General features: G+C 74.5%; 11 protein-coding genes. 5 read left to right on the forward strand and 6 right to left on the reverse strand.

What is annotated here, in order from left to right; translation table 11 throughout:
- Positions 1 to 600: 600 nt before the first annotated feature.
- Positions 601 to 2,157 (forward strand): alkaline phosphatase D family protein, encoded by a 1,557-nt coding sequence (locus ABT360_RS23910; RefSeq protein ID WP_351820030.1) that lies wholly within the window; start codon positions 601 to 603, stop codon positions 2,155 to 2,157.
- A gap of 117 nt (positions 2,158 to 2,274) precedes the next feature.
- Complete coding sequence (locus ABT360_RS23915; protein WP_351820033.1) at positions 2,275 to 3,675, forward strand: GNAT family N-acetyltransferase; 1,401 nt, start codon at positions 2,275 to 2,277, stop codon at positions 3,673 to 3,675.
- Here the strand turns inward: ABT360_RS23915 and ABT360_RS23920 are convergent.
- Positions 3,608 to 4,822: a trans-sulfuration enzyme family protein gene (locus ABT360_RS23920; protein ID WP_351820036.1), complete on the reverse strand. Its 1,215-nt coding sequence runs from the start codon at positions 4,820 to 4,822 to the stop codon at positions 3,608 to 3,610. The genes ABT360_RS23915 and ABT360_RS23920 overlap by 68 nt on opposite strands.
- 60 nt (positions 4,823 to 4,882) lie before the next feature.
- Here ABT360_RS23920 and ABT360_RS23925 point away from each other — a divergent pair, with 60 nt between their 5' ends.
- On the forward strand, positions 4,883 to 5,389 hold the full coding sequence (locus tag ABT360_RS23925) for an Lrp/AsnC family transcriptional regulator (protein WP_351820039.1): 507 nt from the start codon (positions 4,883 to 4,885) through the stop codon (positions 5,387 to 5,389).
- Between the two features lie 38 nt (positions 5,390 to 5,427).
- Positions 5,428 to 7,119, forward strand: a complete 1,692-nt coding sequence (locus ABT360_RS23930; RefSeq protein ID WP_351820042.1) for a DUF885 domain-containing protein — start codon at positions 5,428 to 5,430, stop codon at positions 7,117 to 7,119.
- Between the two features lie 89 nt (positions 7,120 to 7,208).
- On the opposite strand, the gene ABT360_RS23935 is transcribed toward ABT360_RS23930, so the two are convergent.
- Positions 7,209 to 7,703: a rhodanese-like domain-containing protein gene (locus ABT360_RS23935; RefSeq protein WP_351820045.1), complete on the reverse strand. Its 495-nt coding sequence runs from the start codon at positions 7,701 to 7,703 to the stop codon at positions 7,209 to 7,211.
- A 94-nt stretch (positions 7,704 to 7,797) separates the two neighbouring features.
- On the opposite strand from ABT360_RS23935, the gene ABT360_RS23940 reads away from it, so the two are divergent.
- Entirely contained in the window at positions 7,798 to 8,244 is a 447-nt protein-coding gene (locus ABT360_RS23940; RefSeq protein WP_351820048.1) for an Lrp/AsnC family transcriptional regulator, read from the forward strand.
- On the opposite strand, the gene ABT360_RS23945 is transcribed toward ABT360_RS23940, so the two are convergent.
- The 4 genes from ABT360_RS23945 to ABT360_RS23960 form a co-directional block, all read right to left on the reverse strand.
- A complete protein-coding gene (locus ABT360_RS23945) occupies positions 8,234 to 11,491 on the reverse strand; it encodes an SMC family ATPase (RefSeq protein WP_351820051.1) in 3,258 nt (1,085 codons plus the stop codon). The genes ABT360_RS23940 and ABT360_RS23945 overlap by 11 nt on opposite strands.
- Positions 11,488 to 12,654, reverse strand: coding sequence for an exonuclease SbcCD subunit D (locus ABT360_RS23950; protein WP_351820054.1), 1,167 nt, complete (start codon positions 12,652 to 12,654; stop codon positions 11,488 to 11,490). The genes ABT360_RS23945 and ABT360_RS23950 overlap by 4 nt, the downstream gene beginning before the upstream one ends.
- A 119-nt stretch (positions 12,655 to 12,773) precedes the next feature.
- Positions 12,774 to 13,460, reverse strand: a complete 687-nt coding sequence (gene grpE / locus ABT360_RS23955) for a nucleotide exchange factor GrpE (RefSeq protein WP_351820057.1) — start codon at positions 13,458 to 13,460, stop codon at positions 12,774 to 12,776.
- Positions 13,457 to 14,034 (reverse strand): Hsp70 family protein (locus ABT360_RS23960; protein ID WP_351820060.1); only part of this gene is annotated, 578 nt, incomplete at its 5' end. The genes ABT360_RS23960 and grpE, both read right to left, overlap by 4 nt.

Genomic DNA, 14,034 nt, shown 5'->3' on the forward strand with positions numbered 1-14,034 from the left:
GCCGCCGGAGGACACCCGCGCCCACCAGCGCGCCGCCGATGCCCCGGGCAATCCCGTACGAGCCCGTACGAGCCCGGGGCGGGCGGCGGCGCGGCCATCGCCGCCGGCCCCGGGACGGGCCCGGAGAACGGGTGGCGCGCTCGGCGCCGGTCCGCTGGACGCCCGTGTACCAGCAGACGGACCCGACGCCCGTGACGACGGCCGTGGTGTACGCACCGGCGTCCGCACGGCCGAACGCCCCGACCGATCCTGGCGGCAGACCCGCGACGCGCTCCGCCGCACCACCCCGACGCCGGGCCCGTCGTCCGGGGCGTCATGCGCCGGGGCGCCGGGGCCCGGGGCGCCGGAGGCCTCGTTCCGGGAGCGGGCCGCCGAGGCCGGCGCGGCCCCCCGTCCTCCGCTCACCGACCAGGGCGGGAGGGCGCGGCCGGACAACGGGGATGGTCCTGGCGTACGCCCATCCGACGCCGCCCGGGGCAGCCCGGGTGCAGGCCTGATGGCAGGCGCCCGAGGGAGGGTGTTCACGCGGGGTTCGTGTGCGCGCCGCCGCCGGGCGTTAGGCATGGGGCGGCCCCATGTCCCGTCCCCGGAGGCGTATCGATGTCGCAGAGTCCGAGCCCGTCCCCCGCCCGCCGTACCGTCCTGCGGGGTTCGCTGGCCGCGTCGGTGGCACTGTCCGTGGGCGCCGCCGCCCCCGCGTTCGCCCGGTCCGGACGGCCGGCGGCCGCGTGGGGGGTGCAGACGGGCGACGTCACGGCGTCGTCCGGCCTGGTGTGGGTACGGTCGGACCGCCCGGCCCGGATGGTCGTGGAGACCTCGGCCACCGAATCGTTCCGGCACGTCCGCCGCCACGCCGGCCCGTTGCTGGGTCCCGGCACGGACTTCACCGGCACCACGGTGCTGCGCGGCCTGCCCCCGGGCGAGCAGGTCCACTACCGCGTCACGCTCGTGGACCCGGACGACCCCCGGCGCGGTGGTGAGCCGGTCCTCGGCACCTTCCGCACCGCGCCCGCCCGGCGCCGGGACGGGGTGCGGTTCCTGTGGTCGGGCGACATCGCCGGGCAGGGGTGGGGCATCAACCCGGACATCGGCGGTTTCTACGCGTACGAGGAGATGCGCCGTCTGGACCCGGACTTCTTCCTGTGTAGCGGGGACACCGTCTACGCCGACGGGCCCCTCCAGGCCCGGGTGCCGCTTCCGGACGGGCGGGTCTGGCGCAATGTGATGACCGAGGAGAAGGCGAAGGTCGCCGAAACGCTCGACGAGTACCGGGGGGTCTTCCGCTACAACCTGCTGGACCCGGGCGTCCGCGCCTTCAACGCCCAGGTGCCCTCCGTCGTGCAGTGGGACGACCACGAGGTGCGCAACAACTGGTACCCGGGCCAGATCCTGGACGACCCGCGCTACACCGAGAAGGACGTCGACGTCCTCGCCGCCCGGTCGCTGCGGGCGTTCGGCGAGTACTTCCCGGTGTCCACCCTCCACACGGGCCGGATGCACCGGGTGGTGCGGTACGGGCCGCTGCTGGACGTGTTCGTGCTGGACATGCGGACGTACCGCAACGCCAACTCGCCGGGCCGTCAGCCGGACGACAGCACCGGTATCCTCGGCGCCGGTCAACTCGCCTGGCTGAAGCGGGAGCTGAGCCGCTCGCGCGCGGTGTGGAAGGTGCTCGCGGCGGACATGCCGCTCGGGCTCGTCGTCCCGGACGGTGCCACGGACATCGAGGCGGTCGCGCAGGGCGACCCGGGCGCGCCGCTGGGCCGGGAGCTCCAGATCGCCGAACTCCTCCGGTTCGTCAAGCACCGGAGGATCACCGGGACCGTGTGGCTCACGGCGGACGTGCACTACACCTCCGCCCAGCACTACGCGCCGGAGCGGGCGGCGTTCACGGATTTCGCGCCGTTCTGGGAGTTCGTCTCGGGTCCGCTGGCGGCGGGCGGCTTCCCGGCGAACGCCCTGGACGGTACGTTCGGCCCGGACCGGGTCTTCGTCCGGGCGCCGGAGCGCGGGAACGTCTCGCCGATGGAGTCGCCACAGTACTTCGGCGAGGTGGACATCGACGGCGACAGCGGCGAACTGACCGTACGGCTGCGGGCGACCGGTGGGGCGACGCTCTTCACCAAGACCCTCCAGCCGGGGCGGATCGGCCAGTGACGGCCGACACTGAATCCCAAACTATTGAAAACCGGACCTAACCGGCCAGATGCACGCTTAACCCATCAGTCACAAAGCGTTCGTGATCGCGCAACACCACGGGGTCACAGTGATGCCATGACTGATGTGACCGCTGCGAAGAACCCCCGCCGCCACCACCACTGGCGGCGGGACCTCGTCGAACTGGCCGCCCTGTTCACCGCCGTGGCCGTCGCGGACGCGATCGCGAACACCATCGTGCACGGCCCCGACGGCCCGTACCTCCTCGCCGTGTCGGCGGTGGTCCTGGTCGCCACGGCGGCGTTCCACACCTGGTGGGCACGGCGCCACAGCCATGCCCCGCCGACCGCCACCCCCGCCGGTGGCCATACCGGGGGCGGCCCGGTGACGGCCGCAGCCCGCCGGGAGGCGACGACGGAGACGGTGCTGTGGCGCATGCGGACCACGGTGCGCGACGAGCCGGGCAGTCTCGCCGCGCTGTGCACGGCACTGGCACACCTCCACGTCGACATCCTGACCCTGCAGACACATCCGCTGGCCGACGGCACGGTCGACGAGTTCCTGCTGCGGGCTCCCGCCTCCCTCCAGGCGGCGACGCTGACCCGGGAGGTGGCCGCGGCGGGCGGCAAGGCCACCTGGACCGAGCGCGCCGACGCACACGACCTGGTCGACACCCCGGCGCGGGTACTGGGCCTGGCCACCCGTACGGCACTCGACGCCGCCGAACTCCCGCTGGCCCTCCGGCAGTTGCTCGGCCGGTGCACCATCCACTCGCTGCCGGCCGTCTCGCCGACCGGCCGCCCCACCGGTGCGACGGCCCCGGTGGAAGGCGCGCTGGAGGACGGTGACACCGTGATGCGGCTGCGCGACCCGGGCGGCGGAGCCATCAGCATCGAGCGGCCGTACCTGCCGTTCACTCCCACCGAGTTCGCCCGCGCCCGTGCCCTTGTGGAGCTGGATGCCCGCCTGGGGCCGCGCATCCCCCGCAGCCAGGACGTGCTGACGCTCCCGGAGGGCAACGAGATCACGGTCCGCCGCGCCGACCGGGGCGACCTGGAGGCGGCCCGGGCCATGCACGACCGCTGCTCCGTGCGCACCCTGAGCCTGCGCTACCACGGCCCCGTCGGGGACGCCCGCAGCTACCTCAACCATCTCCTCAGCCCCCGGTTCGGCCGCACCCTCGCCGTGGAGACGGCCTCCGGCCGGCTCGTCGCCCTCGGCCACCTGCTGTGGGACGGCGACGAGACCGAGGTGGCCCTGCTCGTGGAGGACGACTGGCAGCGCCGCGGCATCGGCTCCGAGCTGCTGAACCGCCTGGTCGGGCTGGCGCTCGAAGCGGGCTGCGAGAGCGTGTACGCGGTGACGCAGTCGTCCAACACGGGCATGGTCGCGGCGATGCGCGGGCTGAACCTGCCGCTGGACTACCAGATCGAGGAGGGCACCCTGGTGATCACCGCACGGCTGAACGGCGTTCCCGGACCCCGTCCTCAGCGGCAGGCCGGCCGGGCCGAGCACTGAGCGCCTCCGTCAGGTCCCGCCACAGGTCCTCGACGTCCTCCAGGCCGACTGACATCCGCAGCAGCCGGTCGCTGACGCCCGCCGAGCGGCGGTCGTCCTCGTCCACGATCCGGTGGCTGATGGAGGCCGGGTGCTGGATCAGGGTGTCGACGCTGCCGAGGCTGACCGCCGGCGTGATCAGCCGGACTCCGGCGATCACGTCGTGCGGATTCCCGTACACCTCGAAGGCGACCATGGCCCCGCCGATCTCCGGGTAGTACACCCGGGCGATCCGGGGATCGGCGGCCAGCCGGCACGCCAGATCGGCGGCGGTCGTGGCGGCGGCCCGCATCCGCACCGGCAGCGTGGACAGCCCGCGCAGCAGAAGGTAGCCCGCCAACGGGTGCAGGACCCCTCCGGTGGCGAACCGCACCTGGCGCAGCTTGCCGGCGAACTCCTCGTCGCAGGCCACCACACCCGCCAGGACGTCCCCGTGCCCGCCGAGGTACTTGGTGGCGCTGTGCAGGACGATGCGCGCCCCGTGCTCCACGGGGCGCTGGAGGACCGGGGTGGCGAAGGTGGAGTCGACCAGCAGCGGTACCGAACCGCAGGCGTCGGCCACGGCCCGGATGTCGACCTCGGCGAGCGTGGGGTTCGCGGGGGTCTCGACCATCACCAGACCGGTGTCGGGGCGGATGGCGTCCGCGATGCCGGCCACGTCGGTCCAGGTCACCTCCGTGCCGAGGAGCCCGGCGGTGAGGAGGTGGTCGCTGCACCCGTACAGGGGGCGGACCGCCACCACGTGCTTGAGGCCCATGCTCGCCCGGACGAGGAGGACCGCGGTCAGGGCGGCCATGCCGCTGGCGAACGCGACGGCGCTCTCGGTGCCCTCCAGCCGGGCGAGCGCGGTCTCGAAACGGGCGGTCGTGGGGTTGTCCAGCCGGGCGTAGACGGGCGGTCCGTCCGGGCGGGCGCCGGTGATGGCGAACGCGTCGATCCGTTCCGCCTCGGCTCTCGCGTCGTGGGACGGGTACGTGGTGGACAGATCGATCGGCACGGCGTGCAGGCCCATGGCGGCGAGGTCGTCGCGGCCGGCGTGCACGGCTTCGGTGGCCAGCGCCCTCGGGGTGGGGAGGGCGGGCGAGGCGTCGTGAGACAGGGCATCCATGGACCGCACTGTGAACAGATACCCGGAGGTAGAGGCAAAGCTCCGTGTTACGTTCGACGAATGACCGATTCTGTCGTTCTGGACACGGTCGATCTGCACATACTTCGCCTTTTGCAGAACGACGCCCGGACCACGTACCGCGAGCTCGCCGCCGATGTCGGGGTCGCCCCCTCCACCTGCCTGGATCGGGTGGCACGGCTGCGGCGTACGGGCGTGATCCTCGGGAACCGGCTGCGACTCGATCCGGCCAAAATCGGCCGCGGCCTGGAAGCGCTGCTCCTGGTGCAGGTGCGCCCGCACCGACGCGAGTTGATCGGCCCGTTCGTCGAGCGCATCCGCGCCCTGCCGGAGTCGCGGGCCCTGTTCCATCTGACCGGTCCTGATGACTATCTGGTGCACGTGGCGGTGGCGGACCCCTCCGACCTGCAACGACTCGTACTGGACGAGTTCACCTCGCAACGGGAGGTCGCCCGCGTGGAGACCCGGCTGATCTTCCAGCAGTGGGAGTGCGGGCCGCTGCTGCCGCCCGGCGCGCCCGCTCATTTGTCAGCCGACCAGGACGGATGAGGGTGACGACGAGGCCCGTGGCATACCAGGATGGCCTCATGCCAGAGACCTCCAGCAGCGCGCTTCCCCGCATGGTCGCCGACGCCTATGTCGACGCGCTCATCGAACTCGACCCGATCACCGGTACCTACCTGGGCGTCCAGAAGAGCGCCGGACTCCTCCCGGACTTCTCACCCGCCGGTCAGGAAGAGATCGCCCAGCTGGCCCGTGACACGCTCGCCCGGCTCGACGAGGCCGAGCGCCTGCCCGGTGCCCGCAGCGACGCCGAGCGGCGCTGCGGACGGCTCCTGCGCGAGCGTCTCACCGCCGAACTGGCCGTTCACGACGCCGGCGAGGGGCTGTGCACGGTCAGCAACATGCGCTCGCCCGCGCACAGTGTGCGCATCGTGTTCACCGTGATGCCCACCGGGACCGACGACGACTGGGCGGCCGTCGCCGAACGGCTGCGGGCCGTGCCGGCCGCGATCGCCGGTTACCGCGAGTCCCTCGAACTGGGCCTGGAGCGGGGCCTGCTGGGCGGGCCGCGCGCCACGGCGACCTTCGTGGAGCAGCTCACCGAGTGGACGGGCAACGACGGGGCGGGACGCGGCTGGTTCGAGGAGTTCGTGGCGGCCGCGCCGGCCGGGCTGCGCCCGGAGCTGGACGCGGCGGCGGGCGGCGCGACCCGGTCCCTGGCCTCGCTGCGGGACTGGATGCGCGACGTGTACGCCCCGGCGGTGAAGGGCGCCCCCGACACGGTGGGCCGCGAGCGGTACGCCCGCTGGTCGCGCTACTTCAACGGCAGCGACTGCGACCTCGACGAGGCGTACGCGTACGGCTGGGGCGAATACCACCGGCTGCTCGCCGAGATGAAGGCCGAGGCGGAGAAGATCCTGCCGGGCGCCGGGCCCTGGGAGGCGCTCGCCCACCTCGACCAGCACGGTACGCACATCGAGGGGGTCGAGGAGGTACGGGCCTGGCTCCAGCGCCTGATGGACGAGGCGATCGAGGCCCTGGACGGCACGCACTTCGAACTCGCCGAGCGGGTACGGAAGGTGGAGTCGCGGATCGCCCCGCCGGGCGGGGCGGCGGCCCCGTACTACACCGGTCCGTCCGAGGACTTCTCCCGCCCCGGCCGCACCTGGCTGCCGGTCGACGGCGAGACGCGGTTCCCGGTGTACGACCTGGTGTCGACCTGGTACCACGAGGGCGTGCCGGGCCACCACCTCCAGATCGCGCAGTGGGTGCACGTCGCCGACCAGTTGTCCCGCTACCAGGCGACCATCGGCCTGGTGAGCGCCAACGCGGAGGGCTGGGCGCTGTACGCGGAGCGGCTCATGGACGAGCTGGGGTTCCTGCCCGACGCGGAGCGGCGCCTGGGCTACCTGGACTGCCAGATGATGCGGGCCTGCCGGGTGATCGTGGACATCGGTATGCACCTGGGCCTGCGGATCCCGGCGGATTCGCCGTTCCACCCGGGTGAGCGGTGGACGCCGGAACTGGCGCAGGAGTTCTTCCAGCGCCACACCAGCCGCCCGCCGGCGTTCGTCGAGAGCGAGCTGACCCGCTACCTGTCGATGCCCGGGCAGGCCATCGGCTACAAACTCGGCGAGCGCGCCTGGCTGCTGGGCCGGGAGAAGGCCCGCCAGGCGCACGGCGACGCGTTCGACGCGAAGAAGTGGCACATGGCCGCGCTGTCCCAGGGCTCGCTCGGCCTGGACGACCTGGTGGACGAACTGGCCCGGCTGTGAGGCGCCCGGGCGTCCGCGGGCCGGTGCCGGGGCCTCTCCCGGCCCGGCCGTGACGACCCCGGGGCGCGGCCCCGGAGGTCGCCGTGCCGTCAGCAGCCGCAGTCGTCCGCGTCGATCGGGGCGGTCAGCGGGTCGGCGTCGCGCGTGCGGACGCCCTCCCACGTCTCGTACGCGAAACCCTCCCGGGCCCAGTACTCGAAGCCGCCGAGCATCTCCTTGACCTGGTAGCCGAGTTCCGCGAGGGCGAGGGCCGCGCGCGTGGCGCCGTTGCAGCCCGGCCCCCAGCAGTACGTGACGACCGGCACCGCCTTGTCCAGCAGCTGCTCCGCCTGCTCGGGGATCAGCGCCGTCGGCAGGTGGACGGCGCCGGGGATGTGGCCCTGGTCCCAGGACTCCGTCGACCGGGAGTCCAGGACGACGAAACCCGGGTCACCGTCGGCGGCGAGGGCGGCGGCCACGTCGGAGACGTCCGCGTGGAAGGCGAGGCTCGCCGAGAAGTAGGCGGCGGCCGCGGCCGGCGAGGCCGGCGGAACGCGGAGCACGGGGTTGGCGGCGGGGGCGCTGGTGAGCCGAGTTGTCGTCATGTCCAGAAATCTACGGCCCTTGATCATCTCGATGAAGTGACGATTCCCGGAGGTTGCCTTGTTCAGCCGGGGATTCCCCTGCTATCCCTCGGCCATGACCGGATTTTCCCCGGACGCCACCGACTGGCGCATCCTCGCTGCCCTCCAGGACCAGGGCCGGGCCACCTTCGCCGAACTGGCCCGTACCGTCTCCATGTCCGCGAGCGCCGTCACCGAGCGGGTCCGCAGGCTGGAGGAGGCGGGCGTGATCGCGGGTTACACCGCGGTCGTCGACCAGGAACGCCTCGGGCTGCCGATCCTCGCCTTCGTACGGCTCCGCTACCCCAACGGCAACTACAAGCCGTTCCACGACCTGCTGGACGCGACGCCGGAGATCCTGGAGGCGCACCATGTCACGGGCGACGACTGCTTCGTGCTGAAGGTCGCCGCCCGTTCGATGCGGCACTTGGAGGAGATCTCCGGAAAGGTCGCCGTGCTGGGCTCGGTGACGACGAGCGTCGTCTACTCGTCGCCGCTGCCGCGCCGCTCGATCAGCCGCTGACCACTCCCCCGCCGCGCAGCCGCACCGCGGAACCACCGCGCTCCTTGACGACCTCCAGCTGGGTGGGGATGCGGCGGCGCAAGTCACCGACGTGGCTGACGATGCCGACGCTGCGGTCCCGCTCGCGCAGCGAGTCCAGGACGTCCAGCACCTCGTCGAGGGTCTGGTCGTCGAGGCTGCCGAACCCCTCGTCGATGAAGAGCGTGTCGAGCCGTACGCCGCCGGCCTCGTCCGTGACCACGTCGGCGAGCCCCAGCGCCAGCGCCAGCGACGCGAAGAACGTCTCCCCGCCGGAGAGCGTCGCCGTGTCGCGCTCGCTGCCCGTCCACGCGTCGACGACGTGCAGGCCGAGGCCCGCCCGTTTGCCGCCGGACCGGGCGTCGGAGTGGACGAGCGTGTACCGGCCGGCCGACATGCGCGCCAGGCGTGCCGTCGCGGCGGCCGCCACCTGTTCGAGCCGGGCCGCGAGCACGTAGGACTCCAGCCGCATCTTGCGCTCGTTGTCCGCGGACGTGCCGGCGGTCAGCCCGGCCAGCCGGGCCACCCGGTCGTACTCCTCGCGCAGCGGCCCCAGGCGCCGCACCTCGGTGGCGGCCTGCCGGGACAGCCGGTCCAGCTCGGCGCACCGCTCGCGGTGGGCGGCCAGGGCGGAGTCCGCGTCGCGGGCGGCGCGGTCGGCGGCGGCGTGGGCGGCATGGGCGCCGTCCGGGTCGGCGGGCGGGCGCTCGGCCGCGGCCCGTGTCTCCGGCTCGGCGAGCCGGTCGGCCACCGCCGCGGCCTCCGCCTGCCAGGCGTCCAGCCGGCGCTGGAGGTCGCGGTGGGTCACGTCGTCGAGCAGCGCGGCGGCCGCGGCGGCCGGGGTGTCGAACCCGGCCCGGAACGCGGCGTCGGCCAGCCGGTCGTCGGCCTCCTTCAGACGGCGGGCCGTGTCCTCGACGGTACGTACGGCGTCGGCGGCCTCGGTGAGGCGGGCGATCCGGTGCTCCAGGGACGCGGCGTGCTCGGCGACGGCACCGCCCGGCACCCGGGCGAGCTCGGCGTCCACGGCCGCCTGCTCCCGGTCGAGCGCGTCGCGCTGCGAGGTCCGCGCGGCGGCCCGGCGCTCGACCTGCTGCCGCACGTCCAGCCTCCGCCGGTACTCCGCCTCGGCCCGGTCGAGCGCCTCCCGCGCCGCGTGCGCGCCCCCCGCCATCTCACGCGCCTCGGCGTGCGCGCGTTCCAACCGCGCGACGTCGTCGGCGAGTTCGGCGACGGAAGGCTGGTCGGCGCCGACGGCCGGTCCGCCCGCGCCAGGCGCTCCGTCGCGGCCGAGGGCATCGCCCCCGGAGGCGCCGTCGCACGGCGCTGCCGCCACCGGGCGGGGGCCCGCGGGCGCGTCGGCATGGGCCGCGACCGCTGCGGCGCCGCCTCCCGGTGCCTCACCCGCGGGCGCGCCACCCCGGCCGGGCACTCCACCCCGGCCCGGGGAGTCGGCCCCGGCAACGGCACCGCCGCGCCGCGGGGCGCCCAGGCCGGCTGCTTCCGCGCGGGCGGCCGCCAACGCCTCCTCCACGACCGCGAGTTCGCGTTCGGCGGCCGAGCGGGCCTGGTCGGCGCGGGTGTGGGCGTCGTAGGCCGCGTCCTCCGTCGTACGGTCGACGTGGTCGGCGTCGGCGCGGGCGGGGGCCGGGTGGTCGGCGGAGCCGCAGACCGCGCAGGGCTCACCGTCGGCGAGACCGGCCGCGAGTTCCGCGGCGATGCCCCGCAGCCGGCGCTCCCGCAGGTCCAGCCACGCCTCGTGGGCGGCGTTGGCGTGCTCCCGCGCGGCCGTCAGGCGAGCGGCGGCGGCCGACACGTCCCGTACCAGCGCGTCGCGGCGGCGGGCGGCGGCCAGTCGGCGGCGGGCGGGTTCCAGACGGCCCGCGAGGTGTTCGGCGCGGGTCGCGGCCTCCTGGGCGGCCTCGACGCGGTCCTGGAGGGCACGGCGGGAGGTCTCCCAGCCGGCCAGCCACACGTCCGCGTCCTGGAGGGCCACCTCGTCGGCGTGGGCCTGCCGGTCCAGTTCGTCGCGCTCGCGGGCCAGCTCAGCGGCGCGCCGCTCCGCCCGGCGGGCGGTGTCGAGGCCGCCGAGGTCCTCCCTCAGCCTCCCCGCCAGCGCGGCCAGGTGCTCGGCGCCCGCGTCGGCGAGGTCCGGCGGCAGGCCGGCCACGGCCCGCTCGTGCGCGTGGCGCGCCGTGCGGTGCTCCCGCTCGGCGTCGTCGCGCACGCTCAGCGGGCCGGCCACCCGCTCGGCCTTGCGGCCCCGCTGCAGCCGGGCCTCCCACCCGTCACGCTCGTGCCGCCGGGCGTCCAGCTCGGCGCCGCGCCGCCGGGCGTCCTCGTACCGCTGCTGCCGCGCGGCCAGCTCCCGCTCGTCGTCGAGGGCGCGGCGCGCGGCGGCCCGCCGGCTCTCGGCGGCGGCCAGCGCCGATTCGGCGACGTCCTTCGCTTCGCGGGCACCCGACCGGGCCACGGCCGCCCAGCCGAGGACGGCGCCGGCGAGCCCCGGGTCGCCGGGCTTGCCCTCCGGCGCGGGCCACCCTCCGGCGGCGTCGCCCGCTGCCTGGACCATTCGGTGCGCGAGGGCGAGGAGCCGTTCGTCGCCGTCCTTGACCTGCTGCTCGGCGGTGCGCCGCAGCTCGGCCAGGCGCTCCTCGACGGCGGCGAAGCGCCGGGTGTCGAAGAGCCGGCCGAGGAGCTTGCCGCGCGCCTCGGCGTCGGCGCGCAGGAACCGTGCGAAGTCGCCCTGCGGCAGGAGCACCACCTGGCAGAACTGGTCACGGCTCATGCCGAGCAGTTGGGTGACCTCCTCGCCGATCTCCTGGTGGGAGCGGCTGAGCCCCTTCCAGGTGCCGCTCTGCGCGTCGTACTCCCGCAGCCACGACTGGGCCTTCTCGGTGGTGAAGCCGCCGCCCCGCTTCTTGGGGCGCGGCTGGGCGGGCCGCCGGGTGATCTCCAGCCGCCGGCCGGCCACGGTCAGGTCGAGCACGACCTCGGTGTACGTGCCCACCGGCGCGTGGTCGCTGCGCAGCGAGGTCCCGGGGCTCTGCCGGGCGCCGGGAACCGCCCCGTACAGGGCGAAGCAGACGGCGTCGAGGACGGAGGTCTTGCCGGCGCCCGTGGGGCCGTGCAGCAGGAAGAGACCGGCCTGGGACAGGGTGTCGAAGTCGACGGTCTGGGTGGTGCCGAACGGGCCGAAGCCGGTGATGTCGAGCCGGTGGAGCCTCACCCGGCCACCTCGCGCTGTGCCATGTCCACCCGTACGTCGTCGAAGGCGGCCAGGAGCGCCGCGCGCTCCTGCTCGTCGGGGCCCGCCCCGCCGCGTACGTGGGCGACGAAGTCCTCGGCGATCTGCTGGTCGTCGCGGTCGCGCAGGCGCTGCGCGTACGAGGCGTCGGGCTCGTCGCCGGGGCGCTCGGGGGCGAAGAGGAGGCTGAGCGTGTGGGGGAAGCGCTCGGTGAGGCGGGCCATGGGCTCGGCGGGGCGGACCGGGTCGGTGAGGGTGGCCTCGACCCAGGAGTCCTCGTGCCGGGCGAGGGCGGGGTCGGCGAGGAGGTCGTCGAGCCGTCCCCGGACGCGGGCGAGGGGGCGCGGCACCGGGCAGTCGATGCGTTCGGCGCGGATCGCCCCGTCCCCCTCGAGGTCGACGAGCCACATGGTCTTGCGGTGGTCGGTCTCGGAGAAGGAGTACGCGAGCGGCGAGCCGGAGTAGCGGACCCGCTCGGTGAGGGCCTGGCTGCCGTGGAGGTGTCCGAGTGCGACGTAGTCGACTCCGTCGAACACCCCGGCCGGGACGGCGGCCACGCCGCCGACGGTGATGTCGCGTTCGCTGTCGCTCGGGGCGCCGCCCGCGACGAAGGCGTGGGCGAGGACGACGGAGCGGGTGCCGGGCGCGCGGCCGGCGAGGTCGGTGCGGACCCGTTCCATGGCGGCGGTGAGGACGGCCTCGTGCCCGGCCTTCTCGGCGCCCAACCGGTCGCGGACGAGAGCCGGTTCGAGGTAGGGCAGTCCGTAGAACGCCACGTCGCCGTGTGCGTCGGCGAGCAGGACCGGGGTGCCGACCCCGGCCGGGTCGGTCCGCAGGTGGATCCCGGCGCGCTCGATGAGCCCGGCCGCGACGCCGAGCCTGCGGCCCGAGTCGTGGTTGCCGGAGATCATCACCGTGGGTACGCCCGCCTCGGCCAGCCGGTGCAGCGCGGTGTCGAACAGCTCCACGGCGGGCAGCGGCGGCACGGCGCGGTCGTAGATGTCCCCGGCCACCAGCACCACGTCGACGTCGTGCTCACGGACCGTCGCCACGAGGTGGTCGAGGAACGCGGACTGTGCCTCGAGCAGGCTCACCCGGTGGAAGGACCGCCCCAGGTGCCAGTCCGATGTGTGCAGCATTCTCACGATGCCGCTCCGACCTGCATGTGTACCGCTCCTCCGCCCCCAGGACCCGCACGGGCACCGTTGTGAACCCCGTACACGCTAACGGTGCCGGGCACCTGCCACGTCACGGACCTCTTTTTTCACCGGTGGGCGGGACCGGTGACGGTGACCTCGGCGGGGCGCAGGAGGTGGTCGCCGACCCGGTATCCGGGGCGGACGATCTCGCTGCACACGGGCCGGTCGACCAGTGCGGAGCGGAGGTAGGCGACGGCCTGGTGGACGCGCGGGTCGAACGGGTCGCCGACCGCGCCGAAGGCTGCGAGGCCCAGGGCGCGGAGTTCGGTGTCCAGGGCCAGGGCGACGCGCTGGAAGCCGCCGGTGAGCTCGCCCTGCCCGGCCGCCTCCTCGACGGCGTCCAGCACGGGCAGGAACCCGCGCAGTACGTTGGCCACGGCCGCCTCGCGCACCGCGAGACGGTCGCGGTGCACTCGGCTTCGGTAGTTGTCGTACTCGGCCTTCAGCCGCTGGAGGTCGGCCGTCCGCTCCTCCAGTGCCACGGCGAGCGCGGCGGCGCCCGGGGGCGGCGACTGCCGTGCGCGCGCTTCTCCCGTCTCCCGCTGGTCCCGCCGTGCACGGCCGGCAGAGCCGGGGTGGCCGGAGCCGTCCGGGCGGGCCGGTTCGTCCGGGCGCGGTGGGGTGGGCCCCGGGCCGTCCGGGTCCCGGCGGGTGGCGGGGGTGGCGGACGGGCCGGGCGCGGCCGGGGCGATCATCGGTGGCGGGCCGGTGCGGCCGGTCACCGTGGTCAGCCTGCGCGTACCCTGCCTCATCCTCCGCCTCCCTGCTGCTGCCGGTCGTCGTCGACGATCTCGGCGTCCACCACCTCGTCGTCGGCGCCGCCCTTCGAGCCCTCCCCGGAACCGGAACCGGGGCCGGACCCGGCGCCGGAACCCGCACCGCCGGCGCCCTGTGACGCGTCCGCGTACATGGCCTGGCCGAGCTTCTGCGAGACGGCCGCGGCCTTCTCCGTGGCGGTGCGGATCTCGGCGGTGTCCTCGCCCTTCAGCTTCTCCCTCAGCTCGGCGAGGGCGCCCTCGACCTCGCTCTTCACCTCACCCGGGACCTTGTCCTCGTTGTCCCTGAGGAACCTCTCCGTCTGGTAGACGAGCTGCTCGCCCTGGTTGCGCGTCTCGGCGGCCTCCCGGCGGCGCCGGTCCTCCTCGGCGTGGCGTTCGGCGTCCCGGACCATCTGGTCGATGTCGTCCTTCGGCAGGGCGGAGCCACCGGTGACGGTCATCTTCTGCTCCCGGCCCGTGCCGAGGTCCTTCGCGGTCACGTGCATGATGCCGTTGGCGTCGATGTCGAAGGAGACCTCGATCTGCGGGACGCCGCGCGGGGCCGGGG

Source organism: Streptomyces sp. NPDC000229, assembly GCF_040300825.1.
Taxonomy (GTDB): domain Bacteria; phylum Actinomycetota; class Actinomycetes; order Streptomycetales; family Streptomycetaceae; genus Streptomyces.

What these genes read in the sequence shown, in the direction of transcription:
- ABT360_RS23910 (WP_351820030.1), top strand. Translation starts at nt 601, where the DNA reads ATGTCGCAGAGTCCGAGCCCGTCCCCCGCCCGCCGTACCGTCCTGCGG.
- ABT360_RS23915 (WP_351820033.1), top strand. Translation starts at nt 2,275, where the DNA reads ATGACTGATGTGACCGCTGCGAAGAACCCCCGCCGCCACCACCACTGG.
- ABT360_RS23920 (WP_351820036.1), bottom strand. Translation starts at nt 4,822, where the DNA reads ATGGATGCCCTGTCTCACGACGCCTCGCCCGCCCTCCCCACCCCGAGG.
- ABT360_RS23925 (WP_351820039.1), top strand. Translation starts at nt 4,883, where the DNA reads ATGACCGATTCTGTCGTTCTGGACACGGTCGATCTGCACATACTTCGC.
- ABT360_RS23930 (WP_351820042.1), top strand. Translation starts at nt 5,428, where the DNA reads ATGCCAGAGACCTCCAGCAGCGCGCTTCCCCGCATGGTCGCCGACGCC.
- ABT360_RS23935 (WP_351820045.1), bottom strand. Translation starts at nt 7,703, where the DNA reads ATGACGACAACTCGGCTCACCAGCGCCCCCGCCGCCAACCCCGTGCTC.
- ABT360_RS23940 (WP_351820048.1), top strand. Translation starts at nt 7,798, where the DNA reads ATGACCGGATTTTCCCCGGACGCCACCGACTGGCGCATCCTCGCTGCC.
- grpE (WP_351820057.1), bottom strand. Translation starts at nt 13,460, where the DNA reads ATGAGGCAGGGTACGCGCAGGCTGACCACGGTGACCGGCCGCACCGGC.